Origin of the sequence: Pseudomonas sp. PvP025 (assembly GCF_017832155.1) — a bacterium.
In the GTDB taxonomy this organism is placed as follows: Bacteria; Pseudomonadota; Gammaproteobacteria; order Pseudomonadales; family Pseudomonadaceae; genus Aquipseudomonas.
In genome coordinates, this window is the sequence record NZ_JAFIBJ010000001.1 from 5,063,025 (window position 1) to 5,082,279 (window position 19,255).

At 58.4% G+C, this 19,255-nt stretch carries 13 protein-coding genes; 5 read left to right on the plus strand and 8 right to left on the minus strand.

Annotated features, from left to right (window positions below):
• Window positions 1-8 precede the first annotated feature (8 nt).
• The 7 genes from algG to yaaA all read right to left on the minus strand — a co-directional run bounded on the left by algG (window position 9) and on the right by yaaA (window position 10,245).
• Complete coding sequence (gene algG / locus JOE32_RS22040) at window positions 9-1,577, minus strand: mannuronan 5-epimerase AlgG (protein ID WP_209988845.1); 1,569 nt, start codon at window positions 1,575-1,577, stop codon at window positions 9-11.
• Entirely contained in the window at window positions 1,577-3,064 is a 1,488-nt protein-coding gene (locus JOE32_RS22045; RefSeq protein ID WP_209988848.1) for an alginate export family protein, read from the minus strand. The genes algG and JOE32_RS22045 overlap by 1 nt, the downstream gene beginning before the upstream one ends.
• The gene (gene algK, locus JOE32_RS22050) at window positions 3,061-4,443 is read right to left on the minus strand and encodes an alginate biosynthesis TPR repeat lipoprotein AlgK (protein WP_209990691.1); all 1,383 of its coding nucleotides are present in this window, start codon (window positions 4,441-4,443) and stop codon (window positions 3,061-3,063) included. The genes JOE32_RS22045 and algK overlap by 4 nt, the downstream gene beginning before the upstream one ends.
• A 131-nt stretch (window positions 4,444-4,574) precedes the next feature.
• The gene (locus JOE32_RS22055; RefSeq protein WP_209988867.1) at window positions 4,575-5,741 is read right to left on the minus strand and encodes an alginate biosynthesis protein Alg44; all 1,167 of its coding nucleotides are present in this window, start codon (window positions 5,739-5,741) and stop codon (window positions 4,575-4,577) included.
• A gap of 36 nt (window positions 5,742-5,777) precedes the next feature.
• Window positions 5,778-7,259: a mannuronan synthase gene (gene alg8 / locus JOE32_RS22060; protein ID WP_209988870.1), complete on the minus strand. Its 1,482-nt coding sequence runs from the start codon at window positions 7,257-7,259 to the stop codon at window positions 5,778-5,780.
• Between the two features lie 77 nt (window positions 7,260-7,336).
• Window positions 7,337-8,653 carry a nucleotide sugar dehydrogenase gene (locus JOE32_RS22065; RefSeq protein WP_209988873.1) on the minus strand — a complete coding sequence of 439 codons (1,317 nt, stop codon included), beginning with the start codon at window positions 8,651-8,653 and terminating at the stop codon, window positions 7,337-7,339.
• Between the two features lie 812 nt (window positions 8,654-9,465).
• Window positions 9,466-10,245 carry a peroxide stress protein YaaA gene (yaaA, locus tag JOE32_RS22070; RefSeq protein ID WP_209988876.1) on the minus strand — a complete coding sequence of 260 codons (780 nt, stop codon included), beginning with the start codon at window positions 10,243-10,245 and terminating at the stop codon, window positions 9,466-9,468.
• Between the two features lie 434 nt (window positions 10,246-10,679).
• Between yaaA and JOE32_RS22075 the strand changes: the two genes are divergently transcribed.
• From JOE32_RS22075 to JOE32_RS22095, 5 genes are all read left to right on the plus strand, one after another.
• Window positions 10,680-11,804, plus strand: a complete 1,125-nt coding sequence (locus JOE32_RS22075) for a polysaccharide deacetylase family protein (protein WP_209988879.1) — start codon at window positions 10,680-10,682, stop codon at window positions 11,802-11,804.
• A 347-nt stretch (window positions 11,805-12,151) separates the two neighbouring features.
• The gene (locus tag JOE32_RS22080; protein ID WP_209988883.1) at window positions 12,152-13,546 is read left to right on the plus strand and encodes a PhoH family protein; all 1,395 of its coding nucleotides are present in this window, start codon (window positions 12,152-12,154) and stop codon (window positions 13,544-13,546) included.
• A gap of 753 nt (window positions 13,547-14,299) precedes the next feature.
• Window positions 14,300-14,539: a PAAR domain-containing protein gene (locus tag JOE32_RS22085; protein WP_245229384.1), complete on the plus strand. Its 240-nt coding sequence runs from the start codon at window positions 14,300-14,302 to the stop codon at window positions 14,537-14,539.
• 10 nt (window positions 14,540-14,549) lie between these two features.
• Window positions 14,550-15,632: a hypothetical protein gene (locus JOE32_RS22090; RefSeq protein ID WP_209988889.1), complete on the plus strand. Its 1,083-nt coding sequence runs from the start codon at window positions 14,550-14,552 to the stop codon at window positions 15,630-15,632.
• 46 nt (window positions 15,633-15,678) lie between these two features.
• The gene (locus JOE32_RS22095) at window positions 15,679-18,141 is read left to right on the plus strand and encodes a type VI secretion system Vgr family protein (protein WP_209988892.1); all 2,463 of its coding nucleotides are present in this window, start codon (window positions 15,679-15,681) and stop codon (window positions 18,139-18,141) included.
• A 128-nt stretch (window positions 18,142-18,269) separates the two neighbouring features.
• Here the strand turns inward: JOE32_RS22095 and JOE32_RS22100 are convergent, their stop codons facing one another.
• Window positions 18,270-19,247 carry an IS5 family transposase gene (locus tag JOE32_RS22100; RefSeq protein WP_209981727.1) on the minus strand — a complete coding sequence of 326 codons (978 nt, stop codon included), beginning with the start codon at window positions 19,245-19,247 and terminating at the stop codon, window positions 18,270-18,272.
• Window positions 19,248-19,255 lie beyond the last annotated feature (8 nt).

Below are 19,255 nucleotides of genomic sequence, written 5' to 3' on the forward strand. Positions count from 1 at the left end.
GGTCATCCTCAGTCCAGCATTTCGGTCTGGCGTTCGACAGGGTCGATCAGCACGGCTTTCTGCTGGCGCACCAGCAGGTCGAGAATTTCTTCCTGGCGTTCACCGAGAATCCCGGAGAAGCTGATGCCACTGGTTTTGGTCGGTGCCAGCATCGACACGCGGTACAGCTCGATGCTCAACGGCGAGTCGATCGACAGCGGCCCGCTGCCGTTACCGGCCAGTTCACCGCCGACCACGATCAGCGAGACCTTGGCGTCGAACGGGTCGAGGGCGATGTCGCGGTCGGTGTCGGTCAGGTCCTTGATGTGGCCGTACACGCCGGTCAGCCCGTTGGCCATCGAAGTGTTTTCGTACAGCTTGATGTTCACGCTGTTACGCACGCGGATGCCGTGACGACGGTTGCTGATCACCTTGTTGCCCCACAGCAGGTTGTCGCCGCTCTCATAGAGGGTGATGCCGTCGGTGTGGTTGCGGTAGATCTCGTTATCGGCGATCAGGTTGTTGACGCTGTTACGGTCGATCACCAGGCCCGAGAGCTTGTTGTCGTAGCTGCGGTTGTTGAAGATGAAGCTGTCGTTCACTTCGCGGGAAATGATGATGCCGTGCTTCTTCTTCGTGCCGTACACGGTGTTGTCCGCGATGATCAGGCCGTGGGACCGGTCGTGGGGGTCAATGCCGTAGACGATGTTGTCCTTGTAGGTATTGCCCTTGATCACAAAGCCCGTGGTCTCGTAGCAGTAGAAGCCGTACCACATGTCCGAGAACTCTGAATCGATGATCCAGCCAGTCGGCTCAGGGCGCTTGAGCACCTTGGCCATGTTTGGCGTGTACTGGGAAATACTCACCCCGTACGACTTGCTGTTGGCGTAGCCGAAGCTGGCCATCTTGCTGTTGGCGATATAGGTCTGGGTACCGCCCCAGGCCAGCAGGAACGGGCGGAATTCGTTGGGCGACTTGAACAGCGCCGGGCCGTTGGCTTTTTCATCCCAACCGGTAATTTTGGTGTCGCGCACAAACAGCTGGCCGTCGTTGATCAGGAACGAACCGGCTTGCTGGGACAGGCGCAGCTCCTGGGTTTTCCCGTCGATTTCGAGGATGCCCTTGCGGCCCACCACGATTGGCAGCTTGGCCAGGAACACTCCCGGCGACGTTTCGCTCAAGTACTGTTTGGGCACTTTGGCCAACAGGTCCTTGAGGTTCATGTAGCCGTCGTCGACAAAGATCGCCTGGGGAATGCCGTGCTGGCGCACCACCCATTCGGCCATCTTGTTATCACCGCCGATAAAGTCCTTGAGCGCGTCTTCCTGCATCATGCGACGGATGCTGACCTTGCCCGGCGTGCTGCGCACGATCTTCTTTTCCATCGCCGCCGCGGTGTAGCCCGAGAGGTCGGGCAGCGCCGGCTTGGCCATTTCCAGCGGCGCGGTGGGCGGGCTGGAAATGGTGTAGGTCTTGGCCTGTTGCAGTTCCTTGGCGATGGTCGGCGCCTTGGCCGCCGTGTCGGCAAAGGCCGTGGCGCTGGCCATCAGCATTGCCGCGACGAGTAGGCTTTGAGCATTCATTGCACAGGCTCCCATCAGAACTTCCAGATCACGTCGACAAAGGCGCGATGCATGTACGAGTCGACCTGGCTGCCATAGGCGTCGCCCGGCTTGAACACGCCGGCGCGAAAGCGCACCAGCGCCGACGGCTCGTCAATCGACTGGCTGAGCGCGGCCGGCAGCAGGCCTTTCTTGAAGTATTTGGTGACGACGAGGTCCATCTCCTGGCCCAGGTCTTTCTTGCCGTCTTCAAGCGGCAGCGAGGTACTGGAGAGGATCGCGCCGGTCACGTCATCGGTGTTGTTCTGCACCGCGTCGATGCCGTTGCTGCCCACCGGCTTGTTGCCGTCCACGCGCCAGAACTTGTGGTACACCAGGCTGGCGTCGTAGTCCTCACGCAGTTGCCAGGAACCGAACAGGCTCATGGACTGCATGTTGTTCATCTCGCCGCGAAACGCTTCGCCGAAGCGGTGCACGCGGGACTGGGTGCCGGTCCAGTTCGAACGGTTGCTTTGCAGGCCGTTCTGCTCGTACTCGGCGCTGGCACGGGAGTACGCCGCGCCCACTTGCCACTGCGGGTCCAGGCGCAGACGCACGCCCAGGTCGGTGGCCCAGCCGCTGATGTTGTCGCTGCGCTTGGCGGTGGCAGGGCGGCTGCCGTCGGCGTTCAGCGCGTTGACCGTGTCGCGGTCGCCTTTCATGCCGGTGACGCTGGCCCAGTAGTTGACGGTGTTGGTGTTGCGCCAGTTATAGGCGTCGCTGTTGGCTTCGATGCCGAGCCAGGTCAGGTCGCCGTTTTCGCGCTTGTCCAGCGAGTCGGTGGCCACGCCCGGTTCCGGGAAGTCGAGCTTGCCGTTGTCATGGGTGTGGTGCCCGCGCAGGCCGATCCACTGGCCCGGCGTCCACTGGTAGGCGGCGTCGGCGTAGAGGTGCTGGCGGTCCTTGTCGACCGGGGACAGTTCCTTGAGGTCGGTGCGGTATTCGCTGAAGCGTTCGGCGGCGCCCACATTGGCCTTGAGCAGGGTGGTGTCGAAGGTCCAGTTCAGCGCTTCGATGTTGGTGTCGCGCCATTGACCGTCGTCATTGCGCAGGCGCTGGCGACCGAACTTGAGAAGCTCGCCGGGGTAGGGCGTGAAGCCGCCGTACGCCACCCAGAATTCGCGCATTGCCAGGTAATTCTTTTTGGTCTTGCGGTCGCTGTTGCTGGTTTGCTGGTTCTCGTCATCGGCCGACTGTTGCAGGGTGTCGGTTTCGATGATGTCGCTGGAGGCCACGGCCTGGCCCATGGCGTAAGCGCTCCAGTTGCCGCTTTCACCGTAGATCCACGGGCGCAGGTCGATACCGATACCGTTGACGTCGCCGCCTTTCTGGGTGCCCAGGTCGCGGTCGTCCTCGGACTGGCCGGTGACTTTGACTTCCAGGCCGAAGTTCTTCGCTTCGGTGAGCGCGGCCAGGGTCGGGCACGACCACAGCAGGGCGAAGGTCAGGCCGATTCCGGCCTTGACGAATGGGTTGAGCTTCATAGGGATTCCTCGCCGTCGTCTTCTTCATCCAGGGCGTGCAATTGCAGCGTGCTCTGGGCCAGGGTGCCGCGGGCGGCCAATTCCTGTTGCACCAGGCGTTGGCCTTCGGTGCGTTGCTCAGGCGTCAGCGGTGCTTCGAGCTGGGTGGCCAACTCATTGGCTTCCGGGGTGTCCTGGGCCTTGGCCAGCTGGCTGAAGACATAGGCGTTCAATGGGTCGGGCTTGGTGCCTTTGCCTTGGGAAAACAGTTGGGCGATGGCGAAGTCGGCGCTGTTCTGGCCGTTGCGCGCAGCGGTCAGCAGGTGGTCCAGGGCCTTCTGCGGGTAAACCTTGCCCAGGTAGCCACGGCGGTAGATCTGGCCGAGGTAGTAGTCGGCAGCGACTTCCCTGCCCACGGCTTTTTCGAAATGCGCTTCGGCGGCCTTGGCGTCTGCCGGCACCCACTTGCCTTCGTAGTAGAGCTTGCCCAGCAGCAGTTCGGCGCGCGGCTGGTCGGCCGCGCGGCCGTTGTCCAGGTACTGCATCATCTGGTCGACATCGCCCAGTTCCGGGAAGTCGTAGAGCAGTTGCGCCAGGCTGACCCAGGAGGCCGGGTAGCCGGGGGCGATTTTTTCCAGCAAGGCCTGGGCGGTTTTTTCATCCGGGGTGCCGAGGGTGGCATCGCCAAGCACGCGGGCGACGCTGTCGACGCGCTGCGCAGTGACGGTGCCACGGCTGTAGCCGGCTTCCAGTTGCTTGAGCAGTTCGGCCTGTTTTTCCGGCGCGGCCTGTTTCTGGTACACGGTGGCCAGCTCGACATAGCAGATATCGGTGGTGTTGAGCGCGGCCTTGCAGATGCGCTCGACGTCAGCCAGATGCTGGTCGTAGGTGTCCTGGGTGCGATACAGCAGCACCTGGGCCAGGCCGGCTTCCGGGTAACCGGCGGCTTGCCACTTGGTGATCTGTTGCTGCGCGTTCACGTTCGGGAAACTGTGCGGGTATTGCAGGTACAGCATCGCCAGCGGGATCAGCGTGTTGCCTTCGCCATTGGCAAAGGCTTTTTTCAGCAGGCCTTCGGCTTCATGGTGCTCGGCTTCGGTGCTGCCCGGCTTGGCCACCAGCAGGCGACCGAGGCGGGCCTGGGCGCGCGGCGAGGTGTCGGCGGCGGCGCGGTAGGTGGCTTCGGCCTGTTTGATTTGCTCGGGGTCACGGGTACCGACCTGGATATCGGCCAGGCCCACTTGGGCCTCGCTGTAACCCAGCTCCGCCAGCTGCTGGTAGTTCTGCTGGGCGGTGGCGGTGTCGCCGCGCTTGAGGGCTTCATTGGCCAGGCGCTGGTCGGGCAGGCCGGCACAACCGGCCAGGCTCACCGCAACCGCCAGCAACGCCACCGAACCCATGTGGGAGGGGGCTTGCCCCCGGTGCAGGCGACTCGGTGAATCAGGCAAACCGCGCTGATCCCATCGCGAGCAAGCCCGCTCCCACAGCGATTGTGTTGTGCTTGAAATAGGCTTCACAGGCATGTCCTCGCTTACAGACCGTGAGCCATGGCTTTGTCGATCAGCCAGTTCAGCGACGGGCCACGGTCGCTGGTGACTTCCACCGGGCGGCCGGCGTAGGCGCTGTCCAGCGGTGCATCGGGCTTGATCTGCACGCGGATGTCGGAGGACAGGTCGGCGCTGTTCAGGCTGGTGCTGCTGACGATGGTGCCGGTACGCACCTGTTCTTCATCGGCCACCTGGAAACTCACCGGCGTGCCTGGGCGCACGTCGCCGAACTGGCGATAGGTGAAGCGCGCTTCGACGTTGGCCTGGGCGCCGCGTGGCACCAGTTGGAAGATCACATCGCCTTTGCTGGCGTATTGGCCGTCGGCGACCATTTGCTGGGCAACCACGCAATCGCACGGCGAGGTCAGGGTGCCGGTCATTTGCTTGCCGAACAGCTCTTCAACCTTGGCCGGTTGCAGCTGGTCTTCGTCCAGATGTCCCTTGAGGACGTCGAGCATGCTGGTGCTGAAGGTGGCCAGCGGTGCGCCTTTGGCGGCAATCGCGTCACCTTTGAGCAGGCTCTGCACGGTGCCGTCGCGCGGCATGGTCACGTTCATGCCGGGCACGCTGACCAGGCCGGCCTGGGCGTGGCTGACAAAGTACATGCCGTACACCGATTTGAAGACAAACCCGAACGCGGCCAGGCCGACGATGAAGATACCGGCGCTGAACACCACGGCGCGCAGGCGACCGAACGCGGTCATGCCGCTGCCGCCGTCCTTGACCTTGCGCGCCTTGGTGAAGTTGTCACGCTGCAGGGTGGCGAGCACGTCGCCCATGGTCACGATGTCGCCGGACAGGTGCGAGGTGATCAAGTGGCGCAGGGTGGAAATATCCTGGGCGTCGAGGTTCTGGAACTGGCAACCGGTGCGGCCGGTCTGGCGGTCGTAGGAGCGGATCTGCAGCTCCACGTCCATCGCCAGGCCGAGGTTATCGATCACAAATTGCAGGCGGCCCTTGTGCACTTCACCCACGGTCAACGGCTGGGTGGCGGTGAACGCCAGGCCGCCGGCGGACAGGTCGATCACCCGTGCTTCGGTCTGGGTGCGGTCGGTGTTGAAAAAGCGCAGCTTGGCCGGGATTTTGACCCGGGCATGTTGGCGCTGGGCTTCGGACTCGTGGACAACGTTGGCGTTTACTTGGCTATTCATCGGTGTAATTCCTAGGTTAATTCAGGCTTGGCAGGGTCAGACCATCATCAAGAGCACGGCGACGAAAATGCTGCCGGCGGAGAAGGTCATGGTCCGAGACGACCAGGTGTTGAACCAACGTTGAAAGCTGGCCAAATCGCGGGTCAGTTTGGTGTCCTGGCGGGTCCAGGACTGTTGATCAAGGCGGAAGAACACGTAGATCTTCACCAGCGCGCCCATGATCTGGTTGTAATAGAGAATGACCGGGTAAGCCGGGCCGATGGTGTGACCGGAGCACGACAGCAGCAGGGTCAGAATCAGGCGGGTGATGCCGATCCACAGCAGGTACGCGAGGATGAAGGCGCCGCCGTACTTGAAAGTGGCAATGATCGCCACGGTCAGGCCGAGCAGGGAGGTCCACATCGACACGCGCTGGTCGAACAGCACGATGCTGGTGAACACGCCCAACCGACGCACACCCAGGCCCAGGGCACGGGAGTTCTGGCGCAGGTTGTTGCCATACCAGCGGAACATCAGCTTGCGGCTGGCCTTGATAAAGCTCTTTTCCGGCGGGTGTTCCACGGTGTTGATCGCGGCGTCCGGCACGTAGAAGGTGTCGTAGCCCAGGCGCATCAGGCTGAACCAGCTGGACTTGTCATCACCGGTGAGGAACTTGAAGCGGCCCAGGCGCCAGTGTTGCAGCGAGTCGCTTTCCACGTCGGCGATAAAGCCCGGGTCGGTGACCACGCTGGCACGGAACACTGACATGCGTCCGGTCATGGTCAGCACGCGCTTGGACAGGGCCATGGAGCACATGTTGATGTGGCGCTGGGCGAAGCGCAGCTTGTGCCACTCGCTCATGATGTAGCCGCCGCGCACTTCGCAGAACTCGTTGGTGGTCAGGCCGCCGACGTTGCCGAACAGCTGGAACCACGGCACGGTCTTGCGCACCACGCCTTCGGCCAGCACGGTGTCGCCATCGATCACGGCTACCACGGCGCGGTCATCCGGCAGGTGGCGGGAGATGGCGCGAAAACCAAAGGCCAGGCCGTCACGCTTGCCGGTGCCGGCGATGCGCACGAAGTCGAGCTTCACGTGCTCGGGTGGGTTCATCTTCTCCCACAGGCTTTTCACCAGCAGCTCATCGGACATTTCCACCAGCGAGCAGACCACGGTGGTGGGGAAGCCGCATTCGATGGCTTCGCGGATCACCGAGCTGTAGACCTGCGCGGTGGTCAGCGCATCGATACGAAAACTGGTGACCATGAGAAACACATGGGACGGGTCGGCAGCCTTGCCCAGCTTGCGCACTTTGCGGCGCAGGTGCGGGTACACCACGTACAGGAACAGCATGCCGCGAAAGAAATGCGTCGCACCCATCGAATAGCGCCAGATACCCACGGCGCCAATCAGGAAAATAAAATTCTTCGACTCGGAGTCGAACGTGCTCGCCGGCAGCAGCAGGGCGAGTCCCATCAGCAGGCTGAGAAAGAACAGCCAGCCAGCCGATTGCAGGAGTACATGTTTTAACTTGGACATAAGCGTCATCCGAAGGTGAAGAAGGCTTCAAGCCGCAGGCGCCGAGTGCGCCTGCAGCTTGAAACTCGCCGTTGCTGTTACCAGCAAATGCCTTCGGTGCGGCCGCTGACGCTGGTGGCCTTGGACATGAAGCCCACCAGGTCGACCACTTGCTTGCCGTGCGGTGCGTTATGCGCCAGGGCGCGGAATTTCTCGTCACGGTTGCCGAGGATGATCACGTCGGAGTTGTTGATCACATCGTCGAAGTCGGCGTTGAGCAGGGACGACACGTGGGGGATCTTGCCCTCGATGTAGTCCTTGTTTGCGCCGTGGACACGGGCGTACTCGACGTTGCTGTCGTAGATGCTCAGGTCATAGCCCTTGCCGATCAGCATTTCGGCCAGTTCCACCAGCGGGCTTTCGCGCAGGTCATCGGTGCCGGCCTTGAAGCTCAGGCCCAGCAGGGCGATTTTGCGCTTGTCGTGGCTGGAGACGATGTCGAAGGCGTTCTGCACCTGGGACTCGTTGCTGCGCATCAGCGAGTTGAGCAGCGGCGCTTCCACATCCAGCGAACCTGCGCGGTAGGTCAGGGCGCGCACGTCCTTTGGCAGGCACGAGCCGCCGAACGCGAAGCCAGGGCGCATGTAGTACTGGGACAGGTTGAGGGTCTTGTCCTGGCAGACCACTTCCATCACTTCGCGACCGTCGACGCCGACGGCCTTGGCAATGTTGCCGATCTCGTTGGCGAAGGTCACTTTGGTGGCGTGCCACACGTTGCAGGTGTACTTGATCATCTCGGCAACGGCGATGTCCTTGCGGATGATCGGTGCGTCGAGTTCTTCGTACAGCGACTGCAGGACGTCGCCGGAGGCTTTGTCGAACTCGCCGATAACGGTCATCGGCGGCAGGTCGTAGTCGGCGATGGCAGTGGATTCACGCAGGAATTCCGGGTTGACCGCGACGCCGAAGTCGACGCCGGCCTTTTTGCCCGAGCAGTCTTCGAGAATCGGGATGACCACGTTGGCCACGGTGCCTGGCAGCACGGTGCTGCGCACTACCACGGTATGACGGGTGGCCTTGTCACGCAGCACAAAACCGATTTCGCGGCACACGGCTTCGATGTAGTCCAGTTCCAGGTCGCCGTTCTTCTTGCTTGGCGTACCGACGCAGATCATCGACAGGTCGGTGTCACGAATCGCTTCGGCGAAGTCGGTAGTGCCACGCAGTCGGCCGGTTTCGATACCCTGGCTCAACAGCTCGCCCAGACCGGGTTCAACGATAGGCGATTTGCCAGCGTTGATCAGGTCGATCTTGTCCTTGGAAATGTCTACGCCAACCACATCGTGGCCACGGGCAGACAGGCAACCGGCACAGACTGCGCCAACGTAACCCAAACCAAATATGCTGATGCGCATCGCAATTACCTCTGTATTTAAATCAGTGCCATTAGATGGCCGGAGTTCATGTTTGCAAGCGTCATTAATGCCGCGAAAGTTAGGCGAATAGACGCCGACTTGCCGCATGCAGGCATGTTGAATAACGAGTGACTAACGATTGCACTCAAGTTGTGCGCAACGTGGCCTTATTATTGGGGCCTGCCCTCAAATGCAGCCAGCCTTCCTGGGAGAAGGACGTGGCGCCAGTGCCGCAAAGCCTTGATAGTGGCTATAAGCCTTTAATTATCAATAGCTTGGGTAGTCTCACTGACCCATCAGGGGAAGCTCGGCCTTGGCCTTATAGTGTGTGGCAATGCATCCTTATCGCCGCTCTTAACTAGTGGGTTGGTGTTGTGACCCCTGAGCGAAAGTTGATGTGACAACTTCGCTACTTCCGTTGGTCTGCCATGTAAGTCATCTCCTACAGAAACATAGAATTTCGTTACCGGTGGTATGAGCAGTGCTTTGAGGTGAAGTTCCTGGCCGCTCATCCTGTTTCTGGAAATTTCTTGAAATATTAGAAAAGATGGCACTGGTATTATATTGATAGCACTTGCTATTTAAGCCAGTAGTCATGGGGACATGGTGCGCAAAGATAGTTTTGTGCCACTAGTGTTTTGGAAAAGTGGTGCCACTACGAAAAAAATCGCCGAATGTCGAGTGAAAGATTTTTCAGGATTTCATGTGAATTTTTTTTGACGCCAATAAAACGCCATTTCGTGGCGTGAGAGGCAGGTAGAAAGGTGGGAGGCTGCGTGCTCCCACCTTTGGATGTCAGTATCGATCAGGCGCTATTGCGGTGCGTGATCGCGCAGGAACACCAGCTTGTCCGGTTTGGACTGCTCTGCATTGAAGCGATAGCCCTGCACGTCAAACTCCTTGAGCCTGGCCGGATCGTTGATGCGTTCTTCGATGACAAAGCGGCTCATCATGCCCCGGGCTTTTTTCGCGTAGAAGCTGATGATCTTGTACTGGCCGTTCTTCAGGTCCTTGAACTCGGTGTTGATGATCCGCGCCTTCAGGGCCGGACGCTTGACCGCCGAGAAGTATTCGTTGGAAGCCAGGTTGAGCAGCACGTCATCGCCTTGTGCGGCCAGCGCTTCGTTGAGCCATTCGCTGATGCGCGTGCCCCAGAAGGCGTACAGGTCCTTGCCACGGGCGTTGGCGAGTTTGGTGCCCATTTCCAGGCGGTACGGCATCATCAGGTCGAGCGGGCGCAGCAGGCCGTAGAGGCCCGAGAGCATGCGCAGGTGGTCCTGGGCGTAGCTGAAATCGTCGTCGCTGAGGGTGTCGGCGTTGAGGCCGGTGTAGACGTCGCCCTTGAACGCGAGCAGCGCCTGCTTGGCGTTTTCGGGGGTGAAGGAGGGCGTCCAGCTGCCGAAGCGCGCGGCGTTGAGGCCGCCGATCTTGTCGGAAACGTGCATCAACTCGCTGATTTGCGCTGGGGTCAGTTGGCGCAGTTGTTCGATCAGTTCCTGGGAGTGGTCGAGGTATTGCGGTTGGGTGAATCGCTGGGTAGCCGGGGGGGATTCGAAGTCTAGGGTTTTGGCGGGGGAAATGACCGTCAGCATGGGTTGGCTCCTTTAGTCGTTGGGGGATTGTAGGGGGTTGCGGGGATTGGGGGTATATCCGTTGCTGCGGTAATGGCTGATAGGGGTTCCGCCCTTGCGGCGCGCCCAATAGCCGACCGGAATGGTTTGCCGAGCGCTGTGCAAAATGTGGGAGGGGGCTTGCTCCCGATAGCAGTGGGTCAGCTACCAATAAGCTGACTGACCCACCCTCATCGGGAGCAAGCCCCTCCCACATTTGGATCTTCATTTGTCTAATGGATATCACACTGCTTTTGATCTGCTTGGCTCTGGCTTTTGAGCTTGATCTCAAGCGCCCCGTCAAGACTGCGTTTGGGCATGCCGAGCCTAAGCGAGGCACCGAGTGGTGGGCACTCACCCCAATCCCACGAGTCGATCAGCTATAGTGCCCAACAATTCCGGAAGGGAGTCCCCCTGTGCGATTAGCACTCTTATTATCTGCATATCTGCTATGCCTGAACGCCCAAGCCGCCCCCGCTGACGTCGCCAGCCTGGACCGCGGCACCTGGCCCGAAAAGCTCGGCAGCCCGGCGCTGTTCGACGTAGCTTCACGCGCCGAAATCCTGATGTTCTCCCGCAGCCTGTTGGCCAGCGAGTCCCTCGATGAACCCGCGCTCAAACAGCGCCTGGGCTTGAAGATCATCAACCTGGCCGCCATCGACGATCTGCGCCGCCAACTGTGGAAACGCCTGCTGGCCAACTACACCTTCGCCCAGCAGAGCTGCGAGGAAGATGCCTCGTTCTGTTACCTGGTGGAGAGCATGGACGACCTGCGCGAGCAGGCCGGCAAGCTGCAGCTCAGCGAAGACTCCTTCTATATAGGCTGGGCCGCACCGAGCCATGCCTTCCATGAGCGCTACCTGGACGAATTACTGCGCAAGGCGGCCCTGTTCCCGCAGATCAGCAGCGAAGTTGCGCGCTTCGGCGACCATGAACGCAACGGCGACGAATTCAATGACCGCCTGTTCCTGCTCACCTTCGACGGCGGCCCGGCAGCGGTCGGCGGCAATACCGACTGGCTCACCGATTACCTGCGCAAACAGAAAATGAACGCGACCTTCTTCGTGCTCGGCAGCAGCCTGCAAACCCGTGTGGAGCGCAGTTCGGCCAGTGACGTGCAGGCGTTGTATCAGGGGCAGTGTGTGGGGACTCAGGGTTGGCAGTACCGTTCCCACAGTCACTGGGTCGACTGGCAAAGCTCCATCACCCGCAGCGCCGCGCTGGCGCAGAACCTGATGCCGGAAAACTATGTGCCGCAGTTCCGGCCGCCGTATGGGCAGCGCCGTGCCGACAGCCAGGGCTTTTTCCAGTCCCAGGGCTTGCAGGTGGCGTTGTGGGATATCGACTCCCAGGACGAGCCGGGCAAACTCAAGGCCGATGAGTCGGCGCAGCGGGTGCTCACTCTGATGCTGTTATGGCGCAAAGGCGTGATCGTATTCCACGACACCCAGGACCGGGCGCGGTTGGCATTGCCGATGTTGTTGCATGAAACGGCGCAGAGCGGGCTGGGATGGCAGGACTGTCGGGAGGCGTTTCGCTGAAAAGCGCAAGTGCCCGGCCCTGTTGGGTATGAGGCGTTTTTGCGGTGAATTTTCGAAGTATTTCAAGGCAGGCGGACTTCCGACTTTAGCGGGGTAGATGGCACTCGGCTAGTGCTATTCGTCATCCTGAAAAATAAACTTCAAAAAAGCGTCAAAGTGCTTTTTTCTGTCATGGGTTTTGCGGTATTACGAAGTCAGACCGCCGAACCCTGCAACACAGGTGGCGTCTTCCAAGACTCCTCCTGTGGGCAATGCACTTGACGTCACTCAGGTGTGCGCGGTGGTCGAATCGAGGCGCAGCACCGCTCAGGTATTGCGTCGAATGGCTCCCACAAAGGTGACCGAGTATGGATGATCATGGACGTAACCCTTCTTCCGACCAGCCAATCCTTTATGTGCTTGATACCAACGTATTGATCCACGATCCAAACGCACTGCTCAACTTCGAAGAACACCACGTTGCCATCCCCATGATCGTGCTTGAGGAACTCGACAAACTCAAAAGCGGGCACCACAGCGTGGCCGCCGAATGCCGCCAGGCCATTCGCTTGATCGACAAGACGCTGGGCGAGGCTTCGCCCGAAGACGTTGAAGTAGGCGTGCCGATCCAGCGTGGCAAAAGCGGACCCAAGGGCCTGCTGTCGATCCTGATGAGCAAGCGCGGCGAGCCCAACAGCCTGCTGCCGGAAAACCTCAACGACAACAAGATCATCAACCAATTGATCGACCTGCACGCGCGCGACAAGGACCTGCGCCTGGTGCTGGTGACCAAAGACATCAACATGCGCCTCAAGGCCCGCGCCTGCGGGATCGCGGCCGAGGATTACAGCACCGACCAACTGGTCGACGACGTGTCGATGCTCTCGCGCGGGTATCACACGGTGCCGGGCTCGTTCTGGGACCTGGTGGCCAAGGTCGAGACCCGTCAGGACCATGGCCGCACCTGGCACCAGGTGCAGTTGATCGACAATCTGCCATCCGTGCACATCAACGAGTTCATCATCGACGAACAGGGTTTTGTAGGCTGGATCAAAGAGATCCAGGTCGACAAGCTGCTGATCCTCGACCTGCATCAGGAGCCCCTGTTGCACCAGGAAGCCTGGGGCCTGAAACCGCGTGACATCTACCAGAGCCTGGCGCTGTATGCGTTGCTCGACCCGGACATTCACCTGGTCAACCTGACCGGCGCCGCAGGCTCGGGGAAAACCATCCTCGCCCTGGCGGCCGCCATCGAGCAGACCATGGTCACCAAGCGCTATCGCCGCATTATCGCGACCCGCAGTGTGCAGGGCCTGGACCAGGAGATCGGCTTTTTGCCCGGCACCGAGGCGGAGAAAATGGAGCCGTGGCTGGGGGCGATCACCGACAACCTCGAAGCCTTGCACATGGATGATGAAAACACCCATGGCAGCGTCGACTACATCCTCAGCAAAGTGCCGTTGCAGTTCAAATCCCTCAATTACATTCGAGGTCGCAGCTTCCAGCAGAGCCTGATCCTGATCGATGAATGCCAGAACCTCACGCCGCACCAGATGAAAACCATCATCACCCGTGCCGGCGCCGGTTCCAAAGTGGTGTGCCTGGGCAACCTGGCGCAGATCGACACCCCTTACCTGTCCGCGACCAGCTCCGGGCTGACTTACCTGACGGAACGCTTCAAGGACTTCCCGAACGGCGTGCACATTGCGCTGCAAGGGGTACCACGCTCGATTCTGGCTGAATACGCAGAGTCGCATCTCTGACTGTTGGTTCTGAGAAAAAAACGGGCGTCCCTGGGGGGGCGCCCGTTTTTGTTCACTGGTCGGGCCGATTGTTCGAACAGTTTCCAGTCAATCGCCGGTTTATTCGCCTTGGAACACAGGGTGTACGCCGACGGCATTAAAAACAGCGTACCTACCAGCGTGCCGATGACTCGCCAAGTCAAAACGGCTCATGACGCCGTTGTTTTAAGTTAAAAATAACTGACTAAGCTTTAAAAGCACTTGCCACTGAAATTAATACCAAAACAAACAATGAGGAGTTTTCGTATAACATCCTAGGACTAGGGTGTAAGAAAGTTCTTGCGTGTGGTGGCTATTTTTTAAATTGGTTGTTAGCGCTGGATTGGCTTGATGTTGCTCAAGGATGTTTTGAATAGCCGGAATTTTTTCCGCTATAGAGTCGTCAGTACTGTTTAAACGGCTGCAGTCATGGCAAGTGGCTTCACCTCTCACCTGCTTTTCGCGTTTCTAGACTCCGTATAACCCGTGTCGGCGCAGATTAGTTTTTTTTCGCCATTTGCAGGTTGGTGACCTGCATGACGTTCGCCACATTGGCTGCCGTGACCGTCATGCTATTTGCCCTGTCGAAACGTTGGATGATTCATGTTGACTTTACGTTGACTGACTACGAGTATTCGCCTTCACGCACGTGGCTTGGTTAAACGTATTGCCGTCGCACAGAGCGCGAACCCGTTCACTTAGTAACAAGGAAGTTATCTCTTGCGTCCTCTAATCTTGATCAATGATCCGACCTCAGACGGAGGCCGCGTACTTGAAGGCTCCCTCGAAACCACCATCAACGGCTTAGCCGTAGCACGGCTTGGCGATCGGGTATCCTGCCCTCATGGCATCGGCACAATTGTCAGTGGTGACGAAACTCTACTGGTGGAAGGACGTCCGGTAGCGCGCGAAGGCGATCTTATTTCTTGTGGAGCAACCCTGATCGCAACGCAGACTGACACCTGCGATCTTTAAAGGAATAGAGATGCAACCGTACCGTAGAAATATATACGATCGCCTATCCGAACAGCGTGTGGCCAAACTTGAGCAGCAGCGCTTGATCAAAGCTCAGGTGCCCATTGGTGAATACACTTCTGACGGAGTGATCATTCTCAACGCGTGGGTATGGCTGCCCGGTGGAGTATTTGACACCCCGCTGCCAGCAAATAAATTGGCCCGAATGCGCGCAGACTTCGACCATGACCCGCGCTTACTCGATGCGCGCGGTTTGCGTCGCCCAATACGTCGCTTGGAAACGCCCGGGATCAGATTTCCCGCCGTTGACTGCGCTGGCCGTGCGGGGGAAATCCTGAGCACTGTATTCGCTAAATGGAGTAAATCGTTCTATACCAGCATAGACTGGGAAACTACCCAAATTGTGCTTTTTGCCCCTACATCGATCACCCCCTTAGACTGGTTTGCACAAGCGATAAACATGTGGCCCCGTGACCAGCTACCTGGATATGGATTCGATGTACAAAGCCAGCCCCCCTCGCAGTGGTTGCCGCAGATACTGACCAACAGCGCTGGAGCCGAATGTCTGCTATGCCTCAGCCTCGACAGTTGGGCATGTAATGAACAAATGCTGGCCTGCGCCGAAGGCGAAATGGTGGGCGAAGCTGTCAGCGCCGTGCTGTTACAAAGGCAGTCGAACGCGTACCGGCCTGACAGCAACGATAATCTGAAACTATACGCCCCTGAGCTTGTGCAACACCCTCCGCGCGCCAGTCAATCACGCCAAGACATCGAAGCGTTGCAGCAGATCCTTAGCTTGCTCATCGAGCGCAGTGGCATTGAAACTGCGCGTTTGAGCGTTCTGATAGGTGATGGGGAGCTGGCCGATCAGCGTTTGCAGCAGCTATACGCATTTGCCCAAAGCTCGCTGCCAAACCTCGATCTGGAAGTGCAAGTACGCCTCAATGCCATCAGTGGTCGTATCGGCATCGCTGCGGAACAGTGGGTGCAAATTGGTTTGGCTTGGTTGGTGGCCAGTGCCGAGCCGGGCAGTGCTGCATGGGTGCTGGAGCGCCGCCAATCTGACTTGACTCAGGGCTGGCTGATTGGCTGAAGCACTGAATCAATTTTAGAACAGGAGTTTCAAGGTGGATTCAATCATGGAAAGCTTCACCGCTATATTTGGAGCGACGATGGATCAAACTGAACGTCTACTGCAAGTGACCGCGCCAAAAGGTCAGGACCTATTCGCGTTACGAGCCCATGGCGTTGAACGGCTGGGACGATCACCTCGCTATACAGTGGATGTTATCAGTCAAGCGACCGAATTTAATCCTGATCAACTTATCGGCCAAGCCCTGCTATTGAGCATTAAACTTGCCGACGGTAGTTTGAGTCCACGTCATGGCTGGGTCGAAAGTGTACGCTACTTGGGGAGCGACGGTGGCTTAGAAGATTGGCAACTCGTTTTCTCGCCTTGGTTCAGCTTGCTGGAATACCGCACCGACTGTCGTATTTGGCAAGAGCTGGCGCTGCCAGAGATCCTGATCGATGTTTTCAAAAACTACGCCCAAGCACAGAATGCTTACCGCTTTGAGTTGTCGCAGGATTACCCGCCGTTATCGTATGTGACCCAATTCAACGAGTCAGATGCCAACTTCGTGCAAAGGTGGTGCGAGCAGGAGGGCATATTCTGGTATGTCGAACACTCTCCAGACAAGCACTGCATAGTGTTCACTGACAACCTTGTTGCGTTACCAATGATGGACCCTGCCACTCTTAGGTTCCACACACAGCAAGCTGCCGACAACCAGGACAGCATTACACAATGGAGTTCCGGCGCACGGTTGCTCAACGGTTTGGTGCAATGGAGCAGTAACGATTATCGCAGCCACGCTCGAACACAGATAACCCAAGTGCGGGCATTAGAGTCTGCATCGACACCCACTGCTTTGGAGCGTTACCAGTACCGCGGGCAATATGCTTGGCAGAGCCTTGAGCGAGGAGAGTGGTTGGGCCGTGTACAAATTGAGCAGGACGAGTCCGCTGCCAAGCGCATTCATGGGCAGGGCGGCGTGCGTGAAATGCTACCCGGTTACGGTTTCGAGTTGAGCCAACACCCTTTGTACGAGCGCAAGCAACTTCAGGAACGACAGTTTCTGATCATTGGGGTTGAGTTCTTTGCCCGGAGTAACCTGCCTGTGGGCGCCGTGCGCCGAGACCCGCCAGGAAGCCTGAAAGCCCTTCTCGATAGTGTTGAGGATCAGCCCTGCGCTCAGCAAACTAACAATGCGCTCTACATGAATCGCTTCGAAGCCCAGCGTCTCGATGTACCCTACCGCAGTCCCTTCGAACATCCCAAACCAGCAAACCCAGGACCTCAGACAGCCGTAGTGGTAACCCCCTCAGGTCGCGAGGTCTTTACAGATAATCTAAACCGCATCTGCGTGCGCTTTCATTGGGACCGCCTTGTTAAGGATGGTGAACTGGGCTCGTGCTGGCTGCGCATGATGCAGGCAAGCAGCGGACAAGACTGGGGTAGCGTTAATGTCCCACGCGGTGGAGAGGAGGTGCTGATCACCTTTTTGGATAATGATATCGACCGTCCGCTGGTGTTGGGCCAAGTTTACGGTGGGCACAAGCCGGCTTGGCATACGAATGGGTTAATGAGCGGTTATAAAAGCCAGGAAATCGGCGGACGTGGTTACAACCAGTGGGTGATGGATGACTCTACGGGCCAAGTGCGTACCCAAATCCACAGCAGTCATGAGCATAGCCAGTTGAATCTTGGATACCTGATTGATCAACAAGGTAATAACCGGGGCGCTATGCGTGGTGCGGGCTTCGAATTGCGAACGGATGCCTATGGTGCGTTACGCGCGCAAAAAGGTCTGTATCTAAGCACTTGGCCACGAACCAAGGCTCAAGGCGGACAGGTCGACACTGATGAAGCGCAGCAGCAGTTAAGCAACGCAGAGCAAAGGTTCAAGACCTTGTCGGATATCGCCAGTCAGCATAACGCCTTACCCATGAAAGGCGCGGTAGATAGCCTTACCCAACTAAATGCAGACACCCGGTTTAATTACGGTAGTACTGGCGAAGTAGCCACCGACACCTCAAAGCCCCCCCGTAATGGCGGTGATACCGATGCCGCGATTCGTAGCGGTGGTCACGGCCAGACTGCTGGTTACCGCAAACCATTACTGATCGTATCGGCACCGGCTGACATCGTAACCTCCACGCCAGAAAATACCCACCTGCACAGCGGTAAACAGCTAAGTATCTCGACGGGCGCGGATATAAACCTGGCCAGCAGCCAGTCCTTACTCGCCAGTGTTGCTCATAGCATAAGTTTGTTCGCCCAGGCAGCAGGTGCAAAACTCTTCGCCGCTAAAGGAAAAATTGAGATACAAGCGCAAACCGACAGCATCGAACTAACCGCCAAAGATAGTGTGCGCATAACGTCGACCGCTCGCACGGTAGAGATTGCGGCTCAAGATGAAATTCTTTTGACAAGCGGAGGAGCCTATATTCGCATTAAAGGCGGCAATATCGAGATCCATGCCCCCGGAACGGTGGACGTCAAGGGAGTGAAAAAGTCCTTTAGGGAAGGTCTGAAGTAGTCAGCGATTTTTGATGCCCTCGTTGGTAGAGATTCAAAAAACGCTGGCTGGTCAGAAATCAGACCTTTCCTGTTCTTAACTCATCGTTTCACCCTTGAGCGACGCCTTTTCAAGGCGCTTTTCCCGCATTACAGGCGCACCTCTCCCGCGACCAGCAGTCGTTTTCGCATCATCCACAGGTTCGACAGGGCAAATAGCGTGGCCTGTTGCGCGGTGTTTTTCATCAGGCCGCGAAAGCGCACTTTCGTATAGCCAAACTGACGCTTGATCACTCGGAATGGATGCTCAACCTTCGCCCGCACTTGTGCTTTCGCATATTCGATTGTGCGCCGCAGGCGCCCGATCAAACTCTTTTTCGCGTGTTTTTTATAGCTGCTGGGCCGGGCGGCAATCGACCAGATCATCTTGCGATTCTGATGCTCAGGACGCTTGTCCACGCCGGTGTAACCGGCATCGCCAGATACGTATGATTCCTCGCCATGCAGCAACTGATCGACCTGCGTCACGTCCGCCACATTGGCCGCCGTGCCCACCAGGCTATGCACCAAACCCGACTCGGCATCGACGCCGATATGCGCTTTCATCCCGAAGAAATACATGTTCCCCTTCTTCGTCTGATGCATTTCGGGGTCGCGTTTGCCGTCTTTATTCTTGGTCGAACTCGGCGCATGAATGATCGTCGCATCGACCACCGTACCGTGGCGCAACATCAGGCCACGGTCGCCCAGATAACCGTTGATGACCTGCAAAATCCCGCCGGCCAATTCATGTTTCTCCAACAAGCGCCGGAAGTTGAGGATCGTGGTTTCATCGGGAATCCGATCCAGATGCAGTCCCGAAAACTGGCGCAGGATAGTGGTCTCGTACAGCGCTTCTTCCATCGCCGGATCGCTGTAGCCGAACCAGTTCTGCATCAGATGAACTCGCAACATCGCCATCAACGGATACGCCGGACGACCACCTTCGCCTTTCGGATAATACGGCTCGATCAAGGCAATCAGACCCTTCCAGGGCACGACCTGATCCATCTCGATCAGGAAACGCTCGCGGCGGGTCTGCTTACGTTTGCCGGCGTACTCGGCATCGGCGAAGGACATCTGTTTCATCGGGGCTC